This window comes from Streptomyces sp. NPDC101132, assembly GCF_044759225.1.
GTDB lineage: Bacteria > Actinomycetota > Actinomycetes > Streptomycetales > Streptomycetaceae > Streptomyces.
Genome location: NZ_JBIVYX010000004.1, coordinates 134,081 through 147,652, shown reverse-complemented (window position 1 = coordinate 147,652; position 13,572 = coordinate 134,081). Strand labels below are relative to the sequence as shown.

12 protein-coding genes are annotated in these 13,572 nt (G+C 73.5%); 7 read left to right on the top strand and 5 right to left on the bottom strand.

From position 1 onward, the window contains the following. Nucleotides 1-335 precede the first annotated feature (335 nt). Nucleotides 336-1,925, top strand: a complete 1,590-nt coding sequence (gene serA / locus ACIQUR_RS11175) for a phosphoglycerate dehydrogenase (RefSeq protein WP_403661804.1) — start codon at nt 336-338, stop codon at nt 1,923-1,925. Nucleotides 1,926-2,032: 107 nt separating this feature from the next. On the opposite strand, the gene ACIQUR_RS11170 is transcribed toward serA, so the two are convergent. Beyond that, on the bottom strand, nt 2,033-3,571 hold the full coding sequence (locus ACIQUR_RS11170; protein ID WP_403661801.1) for an MFS transporter: 1,539 nt from the start codon (nt 3,569-3,571) through the stop codon (nt 2,033-2,035). An 85-nt stretch (nt 3,572-3,656) separates the two neighbouring features. Here ACIQUR_RS11170 and ACIQUR_RS11165 point away from each other — a divergent pair, with 85 nt between their 5' ends. Then, nucleotides 3,657-4,232 carry a TetR/AcrR family transcriptional regulator gene (locus ACIQUR_RS11165; RefSeq protein ID WP_403661798.1) on the top strand — a complete coding sequence of 192 codons (576 nt, stop codon included), beginning with the start codon at nt 3,657-3,659 and terminating at the stop codon, nt 4,230-4,232. Nucleotides 4,233-4,307: 75 nt separating this feature from the next. Here ACIQUR_RS11165 and ACIQUR_RS11160 read toward each other — a convergent pair whose 3' ends face one another. Then, nucleotides 4,308-5,231: a 2-dehydropantoate 2-reductase gene (locus tag ACIQUR_RS11160; RefSeq protein ID WP_403661795.1), complete on the bottom strand. Its 924-nt coding sequence runs from the start codon at nt 5,229-5,231 to the stop codon at nt 4,308-4,310. Between the two features lie 117 nt (nt 5,232-5,348). Further along, nucleotides 5,349-5,879, bottom strand: a complete 531-nt coding sequence (locus ACIQUR_RS11155) for a winged helix-turn-helix transcriptional regulator (RefSeq protein ID WP_403661792.1) — start codon at nt 5,877-5,879, stop codon at nt 5,349-5,351. Between the two features lie 144 nt (nt 5,880-6,023). Here ACIQUR_RS11155 and ACIQUR_RS11150 point away from each other — a divergent pair, with 144 nt between their 5' ends. Then, nucleotides 6,024-6,899: a hypothetical protein gene (locus ACIQUR_RS11150; protein ID WP_403661789.1), complete on the top strand. Its 876-nt coding sequence runs from the start codon at nt 6,024-6,026 to the stop codon at nt 6,897-6,899. Between the two features lie 141 nt (nt 6,900-7,040). Here ACIQUR_RS11150 and ACIQUR_RS11145 read toward each other — a convergent pair whose 3' ends face one another. After that, complete coding sequence (locus tag ACIQUR_RS11145; protein ID WP_403661786.1) at nt 7,041-8,423, bottom strand: PucR family transcriptional regulator; 1,383 nt, start codon at nt 8,421-8,423, stop codon at nt 7,041-7,043. Nucleotides 8,424-8,610: 187 nt separating this feature from the next. Here ACIQUR_RS11145 and ACIQUR_RS11140 point away from each other — a divergent pair, with 187 nt between their 5' ends. Together ACIQUR_RS11140 and pruA are read left to right on the top strand one after the other, a co-directional pair. Next, on the top strand, nt 8,611-9,537 hold the full coding sequence (locus ACIQUR_RS11140; protein ID WP_403661783.1) for a proline dehydrogenase family protein: 927 nt from the start codon (nt 8,611-8,613) through the stop codon (nt 9,535-9,537). A gap of 20 nt (nt 9,538-9,557) precedes the next feature. Then, nucleotides 9,558-11,189 (top strand): L-glutamate gamma-semialdehyde dehydrogenase, encoded by a 1,632-nt coding sequence (pruA, locus tag ACIQUR_RS11135; RefSeq protein WP_403661780.1) that lies wholly within the window; start codon nt 9,558-9,560, stop codon nt 11,187-11,189. 167 nt (nt 11,190-11,356) lie between these two features. Here the strand turns inward: pruA and ACIQUR_RS11130 are convergent, their stop codons facing one another. Next, nucleotides 11,357-12,058 (bottom strand): nitroreductase family protein, encoded by a 702-nt coding sequence (locus ACIQUR_RS11130; protein ID WP_403661777.1) that lies wholly within the window; start codon nt 12,056-12,058, stop codon nt 11,357-11,359. Between the two features lie 88 nt (nt 12,059-12,146). On the opposite strand from ACIQUR_RS11130, the gene ACIQUR_RS11125 reads away from it, so the two are divergent. Next, complete coding sequence (locus ACIQUR_RS11125; RefSeq protein ID WP_403661774.1) at nt 12,147-12,683, top strand: GNAT family N-acetyltransferase; 537 nt, start codon at nt 12,147-12,149, stop codon at nt 12,681-12,683. 26 nt (nt 12,684-12,709) lie between these two features. Continuing rightward, the gene (locus ACIQUR_RS11120) at nt 12,710-13,549 is read left to right on the top strand and encodes a hypothetical protein (RefSeq protein WP_403661771.1); all 840 of its coding nucleotides are present in this window, start codon (nt 12,710-12,712) and stop codon (nt 13,547-13,549) included. The last annotated feature ends 23 nt before the right edge of the window (nt 13,550-13,572 follow it).

The window sequence follows — 13,572 nt, the reverse complement described above, 5'->3', positions numbered from 1 at the left end:
CCCAGCACACGCTGTCCACCCCCGGAAACACGCTGCGACCCATCTACTGCTGGGGGCACCCGTAGGTCAGCGCATCCACCGCGGCGGGGCGGGCACGACCGCGCCCCGCCCCCGCCGTGCCGGAATGTGGACCTCCCGTAGCGTGGCTTGTCCACGCCGTCCAACCACGGACGGGTGATCCTTCCGGACAGGCGGAAAACGATCCGGCTTCCGCCACTACACTGCTCAACACATACGCGTCAGGCCCACAGTGTCGTGCGTCTTCCACGCGGCTACCCCCTCCACCGCATGCGGCCGTCGGGACGGCCGTCCGCACTGGATTTGTGAGGACCCACGTGAGCTCGAAACCTGTCGTACTCATCGCCGAAGAGCTGTCGCCCGCCACGGTGGACGCGCTCGGCCCTGACTTCGAGATCCGCCACGTCAACGGCGCCGACCGCGCGGAGCTGCTGCCCGCCATCGCGGACGTCGACGCGATCCTGGTCCGCTCCGCCACCAAGGTGGACGCCGAGGCCATCGCGGCCGCCGGGAAGCTGAAGGTCGTCGCCCGCGCCGGTGTGGGCCTGGACAACGTCGACGTGTCCGCCGCCACCAAGGCCGGCGTGATGGTCGTGAACGCCCCGACCTCCAACATCGTCACCGCCGCCGAGCTGGCGTGCGGCCTGCTGGTCGCCACCGCGCGCAACATCCCGCAGGCCAACACCGCCCTGAAGAACGGCGAGTGGAAGCGCAGCAAGTACACGGGCGTCGAGCTCAGCGAGAAGACCCTGGGCGTCGTCGGCCTCGGCCGCATCGGTGTCCTGGTGGCCCAGCGGATGTCCGCCTTCGGCATGAAGGTCGTCGCGTACGACCCGTACGTGCAGCCCGCGCGCGCCGCCCAGATGGGCGTCAAGATGCTGACGCTGGACGAGCTCCTCGAGGTCGCGGACTTCATCACGGTCCACCTGCCCAAGACCCCCGAGACCATCGGTCTCATCGGGGACGAGGCGCTGCACAAGGTCAAGCCGAGCGTCCGCATCGTCAACGCCGCCCGCGGCGGGATCGTCGACGAGGCCGCGCTGTACTCGGCGCTCAAGGAGGGCCGAGTCGCCGGCGCCGGCCTCGACGTGTACGCCAAGGAGCCCTGCACGGACTCCCCGCTGTTCGAGCTCGACCAGGTCGTCTGCACCCCGCACCTCGGCGCCTCCACGGACGAGGCCCAGGAGAAGGCCGGCATCGCCGTCGCCAAGTCGGTGCGCCTCGCCCTCGCCGGCGAGCTCGTCCCGGACGCGGTGAACGTCCAGGGCGGCGTCATCGCCGAGGACGTCCGTCCGGGCCTGCCGCTCGCCGAGAAGCTCGGCCGCATCTTCACCGCCCTCGCGGGCGAGGTCGCGGTGCGCCTCGACGTCGAGGTCTGCGGCGAGATCACCCAGCACGACGTGAAGGTGCTCGAACTCTCCGCGCTCAAGGGCGTGTTCGAGGACGTGGTCGACGAGACCGTGTCCTACGTCAACGCCCCGCTGTTCGCGCAGGAGCGCGGCGTCGAGGTCCGCCTGACCACCACCTCGGAGTCCCCGGACCACCGGAACGTGGTGATCGTGCGCGGCACCCTCTCCGACGGCCAGGAGGTCTCGGTCGCCGGTACCCTCGCGGGTCCCAAGCACCACCAGAAGGTCGTCGGCGTCGGCGAGTACGACGTGGACCTCTCGCTCGCCGACCACATGGTGGTGCTCCGCTACCAGGACCGCCCGGGTGTCGTCGGCACCGTCGGCCGGATCCTCGGCGAGGCCGGACTGAACATCGCGGGCATGCAGGTGGCGCGTGCGGAGGAGCACGGCGAGGCGCTCGCGGTGCTCACCGTGGACGACACCGTCCCGCCGGCCGTGCTGGCCGAGATCTCCGAGGAGATCGGCGCCACCTCAGCCCGCTCGGTGAACCTCAGCTGAGCGACCGTCCGGTGTGACAGGACATGAGAAGGGCCCGGGTTCTCCCGGGCCCTTCTCGCGTTCCCCTGCTGCTGCCGGCTGCGGCCTCCCGCCTCCGCTACGGGGGGTCAGCGCGCCGCACCGGCCGGTGCGGGCTCGTCCGCCGCGGGCCGCGGGGCCGGGGCGTCGGCCGCCCGGCGGAGCAGGGCCGGGGCGAGCACCGCGCCGGCCAGCAGCAGCGCCGTACCGCCGAGGGCGGCGTAGTGCATGCCGTGCACGAAGGCGGTGCGGGCGGCAGCCAGCAGGGCCTCGCCGGCCTCCCCGCCGAGCTGCCCGGCGGTGGCCGCCGCGCCGCCCAGGGTCTCCCGTACCGCGGGGGCGGCGCCGTCCAGGTCGGCCCGGTAGACCGCGGTGCCCACGCTGCCCAGCACGGCCATGCCGAGGGCGCCGCCGAACTCCTGGCCGGTCTCCAGCAGCGAGGCGGCCGAGCCGGCCTTCTCGGCGGGGGCGGCGGACAGTGCCAGGTCGGAGACCAGGGCCATGACGGCGACCATGCCCGAGGCGAGGACGGCCGCGCCGGTCAGCAGGAGCCAGAGGGAATCGGTGCCGACCAGGCCGAACACGGCGAAGCCGGCGGCCGCGGTGACGAACCCGCCGGCGATCACGTACGCGCGGTTCACCCGCCCGCCGAGCGCGGTGGCGACGGGGGCCGCGGCGCCGACCGCCACCGAGGGCGCCAGGCTCCACAGGGCCGCCTCCAGCGCGCCCATGCCGAGCACCGACTGGAGGTACTGGGTGGTGAAGTAGGCGGAGCCCATCATCGCGAAGGTGGCCAGGGTGTTCAGGGTGACGCCGGCGCCGAAGCCCCGGGCGCGGAACAGCGCCCGGCTGATCATGGCGTCCTCGCGCCGGCGCTGCCGCAGGACGAAGAGGGCGCCGATGGCGAGGCCGGCGGCGACGCAGGCGGCGTACCCGGCCTGGAAGCCCTCGGCGGCCGTCTCCTTGAGCCCGTAGACGACGGGCAGCACGGCACCCGTGGAGAGCGGGACGCTCAGCAGGTCGAACCGGCCGGGCGCGGGATCCTTGAACTCCGGCACCAGCACCGGGACCAGGACCAGCAGCAGCACCATGGCCGGCACGTTGACGAGGAAGACCGAACCCCACCAGAAGTGGTTGAGCAGCAGGCCGCCGAGGACCGAGCCGAGGGCGATGCCGCCGGCCATGGCGGCGGACCAGATGCCGATGGCCTTGCTGCGCTGGGCGTCGTTCCGGAACAGGTTCCGCACCAGTGCCATGGTCGAGGGCATCAGGGTGGCCCCGCCGATCCCGAGCAGGACGCGGGCGGCGATCAGCATCTCGGCGCTGTGGGCGTACGCCGCGCCGACCGAGGCCAGGCCGAACGCGGCGGCGCCCGCCAGCAGGAGCCGGCGGCGGCCGATGCGGTCGCCCAGGGAGCCCATCGTGATCAGCAGGCCCGCGAGGGCGAACCCGTAGCTGTCGAAGATCCACAGCTGTTCGGTGGCGGTGGGGGCGAGGTCCCGGGAGATGGCCGGGATGGCGAAGTAGAGGACGGAGACGTCCATGGAGACCAGCAGCAGGGGCAGCAGGAGGACGGTGAACGCGGTCCACTCCTTGCGCCCGGCGAGGTGCGCGGCGGGGTTCGTCATGGCGGCAAATGTACAGGCGTCATAAACGTCTGTCTAGAACGATTGTCTATGACGCCTGTACGGAAACGGCGCTAGGCTCTGCCCCATGGGACACCGTGAAGATCTGCTCGAAGGCGCGAAGCAGTGCCTGCTGGAAAAGGGGTTCGTCCGGACGACGGCACGCGACATCGTCAACGCGTCCGGCGCGAACCTCGCCTCGATCGGCTACCACTACGGCTCCAAGGACGCGCTGCTCACGCAGGCGTTCATCGCGCTGATGGAGCGGATGGGCGAGGGCTTCGACCCGGCGGGGGAGGGCGCGGACGGCTCGCTGGAACGGTTCCGGGCCGTCTGGGAGAACTTCCTGCGCCGCGAGGAGGAGAACCGGCCCGTGTGGTCGGCCAGCATGGAGGTCGCGCTCAACGGCGACCGGCTGCCGCAGCTGCGCGAGCTGCTCGCGGCCTCGCAGGCCGAGGGCCGCAGGGGGCTGGTCTCGATGTTCACCGGCATCCCGGAGGACGAGCTGGAGGAGGCGGACCTGCGGACGCTCGGCGCCTTCTACCAGGCGCTGCTCAACGGGCTGATGCTGCAGTGGGTGTTCGACCCGGCCTCGGCCGCCACGGCGGAGGACCTCACGGAGGGCCTGCGCCGGGCTGCCGAGGGGGTGCTGGGCAAGGGCTGACGGCCCGGGCGGTGCGTGCCGGCCCGGCCCGGGGCGGTGCAGCGGGCCCCGGGCCGGCACCGGCCGGCGTCCTCGTCAGGCGGCCGTCGCGTGGGCCTGGTGGACGCGGAGCTGGAGCGTGGCCAGGTCCAGCAGCGGCGTCGCCACGCCGAGCGCCCGGGCGCGGGCGGTGAGGTCGCCGAAGATGTGCTCGACCTCGGTCGGCGCGCCCGCCAGCACGTCCCGGTAGAGCGAGGGCGTCAGCGGCGAACCGGGCTGCGTGGCCACGGCCGTGGTCGCCTCGCGTTCGGCCGCCGGGAGCGGGTGGCCCGCGGCCGCCGCCACCGCGGCGGCCTCCGCGACCACCGCACGGGCCAGCTCCGGGCCGCCCGGGGCCGCGACCGCCTCGCCCACGCTGCCGCGCACCAGGCAGGTCAGGGCGCCCATGGTGCTGATGAAGGCCCACTTGTGCCACATCGCGGCCACGATGTCCGGGGTCGGCGGGCTGTCGACGCCGGCGCCGGCCAGCGCCGTACGGATCTCCTCGACGCGTGCCGAGTCGCGGCCGTCCCGCTCGCCGAGGGCCAGGTGGGCGAGCGGGGCCATGCGTACGATCTCGCCCTCCGGGCCGAGGGTGGTGACCACCTTGGCGACGCCGCCCAGCACCGGTTCCGGGCCGAACGCCCGCTCCAGCAGGTCCAGATGGGCCATCCCGTTCAGCATCGGGACGATCGCCGTGCCGGGGCCGACCGCGGGTCCGAGGGCGGCCACCGCCTCCTCCAGCGCCGTCGACTTCACGGAGAGCAGCACCAGGTCGTACCGGCCGTCGAGATGACCGGCCGTCACCAGCTGCGGAGCGGGCAGGAGTTCCTCCGTCACGCCGGTCAGGCGCAGCCCGCGCTCGCGCAGTGCGGCGGCCCGGCCCGGCCGGACCAGGAAGGTGACGTCGCGCCCGGAGCCGGCCAGGCGGGCGCCGAAGAATCCGCCGGTGGCTCCGGCGCCGACAACGAGGATGCGCATGCGGGTCAGCCTTTCGTCGTGGGTGCCGCCGCGTCCCGGATGCAGGGTGCGCGGCAGGGGAGTGGGGCGGCCGCCGGGAGCGGTGCGGCGGCATCCGCGGGTGGTGCCGGGGCCTGGTCAGGGTCGCAGCGGGGTCAGCAGGCGGTGCGGTGCGCGCAGGGCGGCGGTCACCGGATCGTCCCCGCCCGCTCCGGGCGGAGCGAGCCCCGGACCCGGTGTGACCAGCAGGTCCGCCGGTGCCACCGGCTCCCCGCAGCCCCCGCAGCGGCCGTCGGCCGCCACCGGTGCCTGGTCGGCCACGTGCCGGAACACCCTGCGCGGCCCGGCCGGTGCGCCGTAGTGCTCCTCGCCCCAGGCGGTGAGCGCACGGACCGCCGGCCAGAGCGAGACGCCCTTCGGGGTGAGCGCGTACACCTCGCGCCGCCCGGTGCCGGCCGCCTCCCGTGCGAGCACCCCCGCCCCGGTCAGGGTGGCGAGCCGGTCGGCGAGCACCGCCCGCGGGATGCCGAGGTGCGCGGCGAACTCGCCGAACCGGCGCACCCCGAAGAAGGCGTCGCGGACGACCAGCAGCGTCCACCGCTCGCCGATGACCTCCATCGAGCGGGCGAGGGAGCAGGTCTGGCCGCTGTAGTCGCGCGGAAGCGTCATGGACACGACCCTAACCCCATCGGTTCGGTCACTGAACCGATTTCCGGTGGCCGGCGCCTCCGGGGTCCGGGAACCGTCCGCCCCCGGGGCGCGTCACAGCGGCGACCCGGACCGGCCGGTCCGGGCGCGGTGGAGGGGGAGACCATGCGGCGGTTGGTGTGGTTCGGCGCGGTGGCGGCGCTGCTCGCGGGCTGTTCGGCCCCGGGCGGGAGCGTGGAGGACAAGCCGGGACCGGTCCCCGACCCGGCCGACCGGTCCCGGGCGGTGGCCGACGCCTGGGACGGGTCGCCCGCGGCCCGCGCCTGGCGGGAGGGCTTCTACCCGCTGGAGCCGCTGACCCGGCTGCCCGAGGACGCCTGGCACAGCGGGGCCGACAAGGAGGCCTGGCTCGGGCACCGCGTGGTCTGGCGGTCGAACACCATCGCGGAGATCCCGTCCACCGCGCCGGTGAAGTGGGCGGACGGCAAGACCCTCGACCTGCGGCTGCTCGACCCGCGGCAGGCGCTGCCGATGGACCCGGCGGCCGAGCAGGGCGGCGAGGGCCCGCCGCCGCTGAAGATCACGGCCTGGCGCCACGGCTCGCTCGACATGGTCACCAGCCGTGGCCGCGCCACCGTGCCGGCCTGGCTGTACACGGTCGAGGGGTACGCCACCCCGGTCGCCCGGGTCGCGGTGGCCGAGTCGGCACCGCCGAAGAACCCGATCGGCCCGCGGGAGGAGATCGCCCCCGACCTGTCGCTGGAGGGCGTCTCCGCCGACGGCACCGTCCTCACGCTCAAGGCGGGACACGGGGCCTGCGACGCCGGCGCGAAGGTCGACGTGCTGGAGTCGGCGGAGACGGTGGTGCTGGCCGGCTCGGTCAAGCCGGGTCCGGACCCGGGCGCGCCGTGCACGGCGCAGCTGCTGATGCAGACGGTCACCGTGCGCCTGGGCCGCCCGCTTGCCGCCCGGGTGCCGGTCGACGCGCTCACCGGGGGACCGGTGATGTTCCAGGGGCGGCAGCGCGAGACCGGCGACTGAGGCGCGGCGAACCCCAGGCGGGCGGAGCCGGGCAGGCCCGAGCGGCCCGCGGGACGACGCAGCAGCTCGACGGGTCGACAGCTCGACGGGTCGACGGCTCGACTGGTCGACAGCTCGACGGGGCGGCGGGTCGTGGGGCTGTCAGGGGCGGAGCCGGGCCGCCTTCAGCGCCATGTGCAGCAGCAGCCGGTCCTCGCCCTCGTCCAGGTCGAGCCCGGTGAGCTGCTCCACGCGCGAGAGCCGGTAGTAGAGGGTCTGCCGGTGGATGCCCAGGGCCGCCGCCGCGCGCCCCGCCTGGCCCGCGCAGTCGAGGAACACCTCGGCCGTGCGGGCGAGTTCGGGGTTGCCTGGACCGAGCAGCACCCGGGTGGCCGGGTCGTCGGCGCGCTCCGCGGGCAGCGCCGCGAGCATCCGGTACGGGCCGATCGCCGACCACTCCGCCACCGGCCCCAGCCGCGGCTGCGCCACCGCCGCCCGCGCCGCCGCCGAGGCCTGCCGCCAGGCACCGGCCAGCTCGCCGAGGCCCCGTACCGGGGCTGACACTCCCGCCGCCCGCGCCCCCGTACCGGTTCCGGCACCCCGGCCGTTCCCGGTGCCGCCGGCCCCCTTCGCGCTCCCGGCGCCCCTGCCGCCCCCGGCCCCCGTACCGCCGCCCGGGCCCCCAACTCCCGTCGCCCGGCCGCCCGGTGCCGCACCGGCACCCGGCCCCGTACCGCCCGCGCCGCCCGGCAGCAGCCGCCCGGCCGCGTTCACCGCGGGCCCCAGCGCCTCCGGTGTCCGCAGCCTGACCAGCAGCGCCAGCGCCCGGTCGGCCGCACCGCCGCCGGCCGGGGGTTCACCGTCCACCGGCCGCGCCCCGTCCGGCCCCGGGCCGCCCCCGGCGGGGTCCGGCGCCCCGGGACCCGGCGCCGCGCACACGGCGGCCACCCCCGGCACCGACTGGGGCATCTCGCCCGGCCACGGCGCCACGCACACCACCACGTGCAGCCCGTCCGCCCCCGGCCCGAGAGCCGCCCGCAGCGCGGCCACCGCCATGTCCCGCTGCCAGCCCCGGCCCGCGGTCAGCACCGCCCGGAACTCCCGCGACAGGTCCGCGCCCGCCTTGGCCTCGTCGGCCAGCAGTACGCCGATCCGCTCGCAGACCTCCATCGCCGCGGCCAGCTGCTCCGGGTCGGGCCCCGGCTCGGCGTCCAGCAGCCACACGTACCCGTGGACGATCCCGCGGTGCCGCACGGGCAGGCAGATCCGCCCGCGGAACACCCCCGCGTCGGGGGCGGCGGGGATCCGCACCGGGCCGGTCGCCCGGGTGATGCCGAACCCCTCGAACCAGCTGCGCACCGCCGCCGTGGACTGGCGGGTCAGGATCGACCGGGTGCGGACCGGGTCCATCGCCAGGTCGTCGTCGCTGTCGTGCGCACCGAAGGCGATCAGCCGGAAGTCCCGGTTCTCCAGGGTCGCCGGGGCGCCGAGCAGCGCCGAGATCTCGTCCACCAGATCCTGGTAATCGCCCTTCACGCGAGCCATTCTCCCACCCGGGCCGGCCTGCTTCAGACATCTGTATGAGATCGCGGCCACGGATGCGTGACAGCTGTCGATGGCCGAGGATCGAGACGGTCCTTAGGTTTCACGGTGGTTTTACTTGCGTTCCCTTTACGGCCACTGCCCCGGCGGGCGGTGACCTGTCTTTCTGCCACCCGTTGGAGGTGCCCCCGTGCTGGGTCCCGTGATCCTCGCCGCTTCCCGCAGCGACAAGATGCGCAAAATCGTCTCTGCCGCTCCGGTGACCAAGCCCGTGGTGAACCGGTTCATCCCCGGGGAGACCGTCGACCAGGTCATCCCGATCGTCGTGGACCTCACGCAGAAGGGCCTGGAGGTCACCCTCGACGTCGTCGGCGAGGACATCACCACCGTCGAGCAGTCGTACGCCGCCCGTGACGCGTACCTGGAGCTCATCGAGCACCTCAAGGAGCTGGAGCTCGGCGAGACCGCGGAGATGTCGGTCAAGCTCTCGATGTTCGGCCAGGCGCTGGAGGGCGGCCACGAGCTCGCCCTCGCCAACGTCCGCCCGGTCGTCGAGGCCGCCGCCGCGATCGGCACCACCGTCACGCTGGACGCCGAGGACCACACCACCCTCGACTCGATGTTCGCCATCCACGAGGAGCTGCGGAAGGACTTCCCGCAGACCGGCTGCGTGATCCAGGCGTACCTGTTCCGCACCGAGGCCGACGCCCGCCGTCTGGCCGCCGCCGGCAGCCGCGTCCGGATCGTGAAGGGCGCCTACAAGGAGCCCGCCTCCGTCGCCTACCAGGACAAGGGCGAGATCGACAAGGCGTACGTCCGCATCCTCAAGATCCTCATGGAGGGCGAGGGCTACCCGATGATCGGGTCCCACGACCCGCGGCTCATCGCCATCACCCAGGAGCTCGCGCGCCAGGCCGGGCGCAAGCTGGACGAGTACGAGTTCCAGATGCTCTACGGCATCCGCAGCGAGGAGCACCACCGGCTGGCCGCCGAGGGCCACCGGATGCGCGTCTACACGGCGTACGGCACCGACTGGTACGGCTACTTCATGCGCCGCCTGGCCGAGAAGCCGGCCAACCTCCTCTTCTTCGTCCGCTCGATGATCACCAAGAACTAGGTCAAGGAGTTACCAGTCCCATGGACGCAGTGACCCAGGTCCCCGCGCCGGTCAACGAGCCGGTCAACAGCTACGCCCCCGGCAGCCCGGAGCGCGCCCGTCTCGAGGCCAAGCTCAAGGAGCTGTCCGAGAACCCCATCGACCTCCCGATGACCATCAACGGCGAGAAGCGCATGGGCGGCGGCGACCGCTTCGACGTGGTGCAGCCCCACGACCACAAGTCGGTCATCGGCACCTACGCCAACGCCACCCGGCAGGACGCCCAGGACGCCATCGACGCCGCCCTGGCCGCGGCCCCGGCCTGGCGCGCCATGTCCTTCGACGACCGCGCCGCGATCATCCTGCGCGCCGCCGAGCTGCTGTCCGGCCCGTGGCGCGAGACGCTGGCCGCCTCCACCATGCTGGGCCAGTCGAAGACCGCGCAGCAGGCCGAGATCGACACCCCCTGCGAGCTCGTCGACTTCTGGCGCTTCAACGTCCACTTCGCCCGCCAGATCCTGGCCGAGCAGCCGGTCGCCAACTCCGCCGGCGTGTGGAACCGCAGCGACCACCGCCCGCTGGAGGGCTTCGTCTACGCGATCACGCCGTTCAACTTCACGGCCATCGCGGGCAACCTGCCCACCGCCCCCGCCCTCATGGGCAACGTGGTCGTGTGGAAGCCGTCCCCGACGCAGACCCACGCCGCCGTGCTGCTGATGCAGCTGCTGGAGGAGGCGGGCCTGCCCAAGGGCGTCATCAACCTGGTCACGGGCGACGGCATCGCCGTCTCCGAGGTCGCGCTGAACCACCCCGAGCTGGCCGGCATCCACTTCACCGGCTCGACCAAGACCTTCCAGTACCTGTGGAAGACGGTCGGCAACAACATCGAGAAGTACCGCTCGTACCCCCGTCTGGTCGGCGAGACCGGCGGCAAGGACTTCGTCGTCGCGCACCCGTCCGCGGACCGCGCGATCCTGAAGACCGCCCTGACCCGCGGCTCCTTCGAGTTCCAGGGCCAGAAGTGCTCGGCCTCCTCCCGCGCCTACGTCCCGGCCTCCATCTGGAACGACGGCTTCAAGGAGCAGTTCGCGGCCGAGGTCGACGGCATCACCATGGGTGACGTCCGCGACCTGTCGAACTTCATCGGCGCCGTCATCGACGAGCGCTCCTTCGCCAAGAACAAGGCCGCGATCGACCGCGCCAAGGCCGACCCGACCTGCACCATCGTCGCCGGCGGCACGTACGACGACTCCGAGGGCTACTTCGTGCGCCCGACGGTCATCGAGTGCACCGACCCGGAGAACGAGGTCTTCACGACCGAGTACTTCGGCCCGATCCTCGCGGTGTACGTCTACGAGGACGAGAAGTACGACGAGATGCTGGCCCAGATGGAGTCCGTCTCGGCCTACGCCCTGACCGGCTCGATCATCGCCGCCGACCGCTACGCCGCGGCCGACGCGATGGAGAAGCTCCGCTTCGCCGCGGGCAACTTCTACATCAACGACAAGTCGACCGGCGCCGTGGTCGGCCAGCAGCCCTTCGGTGGCGGCCGCGCCTCCGGCACCAACGACAAGGCCGGCGCCGCGTCGAACCTGCTCCGCTGGACCTCCACGCGCTCCATCAAGGAGACGCTGGTCCCGCCGACCGAGTACGGCTACCCGCACATGGGCTGACCCGCACGGGTCCGCCCCGGGGCCGACGCCCCCCGAACCCCGCCCCCGTTCCGGTACCCCCAAGTCCGGAACGGGGGCGGTCTCCATTGCGCCGGAGTCATGGTGTGAGCCCCCCAGGCGTGGAAACCATGCGTGACGTGATCCGAGCGCCCGGTCCCGGTGGCCGCTCAGACCTCGGTCATGACCTGGTCCAGGGACTTCCGCACCAGGTCGGGGACCTGGCAGTCGTCCGCCGGGTAGCCGATGGGGATCACCGCGAAGGCCTTCTCGTTCTCCGGGCGGTTCAGGACGTGGCCCAGGAACCGCATCGGGCTCGGCGTGTGGATCAGGGCGGCGAGACCCGAGAGGTGGAGGGCGGTCAGCAGCATGCCGACCGCGATGCCCACGGACTCGTCCACGTAGTAGTGCTTGCGCTTGGTGCCGTCCGGTCCCAGCCAGTACCGCTGCTGGAAGACCACGACCAGCGCCGGCGCGTCCGTGAGGTGGGTCTTGACGGCGTCCGTGCCCAGCGGGCGCAGTGCGGCCAGCCACTCGTCCCCGAGCCGGCCGTCGTAGGAGATCTGCTCCTCCTGCTCGGCGGCGGCCCGGATCTGCCGGCGCACCGCCGGGTCCCTGACCAGTACGAAGGTCCACGGCTGCTGGTGCGCCCCGGAGGGCGCGGTCGCCGCGCAGGCGATGGCGTCGCGGACCACCTCGTCGGGGACCGGGTCGGCGGAGAACTGCCGGACCGTGCGGCGTTCGTCCATGCGCGCCCGCAGGCGCGCTGCCTCGGCGACCGACTCCGCCCGCGGCATCCGCTCGGGCCGGTAGGGGACGGGGTGGTAGGGCTGCCCGTGCGTGGGCGTCCACGGCTGCGTAGTAGGCGACATGACCTTGAGTCTCGGGTCCCGGACCTCGGGAACGCGCGCCCCTTTCCGGCCTTTCCTGGCGCCCCGCGCGCCCTGGTAGCGTCCGGATGTGGACATCGTCACCGCGCACACCTCACAGCTGCCGGACGCCGAACTGGCCGCGATCCGGGCCCTGTTGACCGACGCCTTCGAGGGCGACTTCTCCGACGAGGACTTCGAGCACGGGCTGGGCGGCATGCACGTACTGGTCCGGGAGGACGGCGTGCTGGTGGGCCACGGCAGCGTCGTGCAGCGCCGGGTCCTCCACCGCGGGAGGGCCCTGCGCACCGGGTACGTGGAGGCCGTCGCGGTACGGGCGGACCGCCGGCGGCGCGGGATCGGCGGCCGCGTGATGGCCGGGCTGGAGGCGGTGATCGGGCGGGCGTACGTACTGGGCGCGCTGTCCGCCTCCGAGGAGGGCGCCGCACTGTACGCGGGGCGCGGCTGGAGCGTGTGGCCCGGGCGGATCGGGGCGCTGGGCCCCGGGGGACCCGTACGGCTGCCGGAGGAGGAGGGGTCCACGTACCTGTGGACGCCACCGGGCGGGGCCGTGCCCGACCCGGCGGGGGAGCTGTGGTTCGACTGGCGGGACGGCGACGTGCTGTGAGCGGGTGCCCGGTCTAGGCTCGGTCCGTGGGGCAACCTGAGCAGCACGTCGAGGGCGTGGGACCCTTCGCCACCCGGGTCAGCTGGCCGCTGCCCGAGGGCGGCACGGTGGTCTGGGAGTCGCGGCCGGCCCGGCGCAGGGGGGCGCTCGCCATCCGTGCCCCCGGTGCGGATCCCGTCCGGCAGGCCCGCGCCGACGAGGTCGCGATCGGCCGCCTGCGCCGGCTCAACGCGCTGGCCGCGACCGCCTTCGTCATCGGCGGGGCCCTGTTCGCGGCGGGTGCCGGCGTCGCCCTGTTCGGCTCGGGCGACGCCCTGGAGAGCGCCTCGATCTACTTCGCGGGCGGGCTGTTCTTCAACACCGGCGGTTACGCCTCCCTCCTCCAGGTGGTCAACGCGCCCCGTCACCGGGTCGGCGAGCGGGGCCTGGTCACCGGCCGCTGGCGGTGGTGGAGCTTCGAGCCGGTGCGGCTGGACTGGCTGAGCGCCTTCCTCCTGTTCGCGGGCACGCTCGTGTTCGGCGTGAACCTGGTCGACTCCTTCCTGCACGGGCTGAGCGTGCAGCAGGTCAACCGGTTGGTCTGGGTGCCCGACGTGGTGGGCTGCGTGCTCTTCCTCGTGTCCGGGCACCTGGCCCTGATGGAGGTCGGCCACGGGCGGATCCGGGTGCTGGCGCGCGACCTGGGCTGGTGGATCGTCGTGGTGAACCAGCTCGGTTCCGTGCTCTTCATGGTCTCGGCCCTGGCCGCGTTCACCCATCCGTCCACCGGCAGCATGGTCAACGTCAACCTCGCCAACTGGGGCACCTTCACCGGTGCCCTGTGCTTCTCCGTGGGCGGGGCCCTGCAGTTCTTCGAACGCCCGTGAGCCCCGCCGGCCGGAGGGCACGG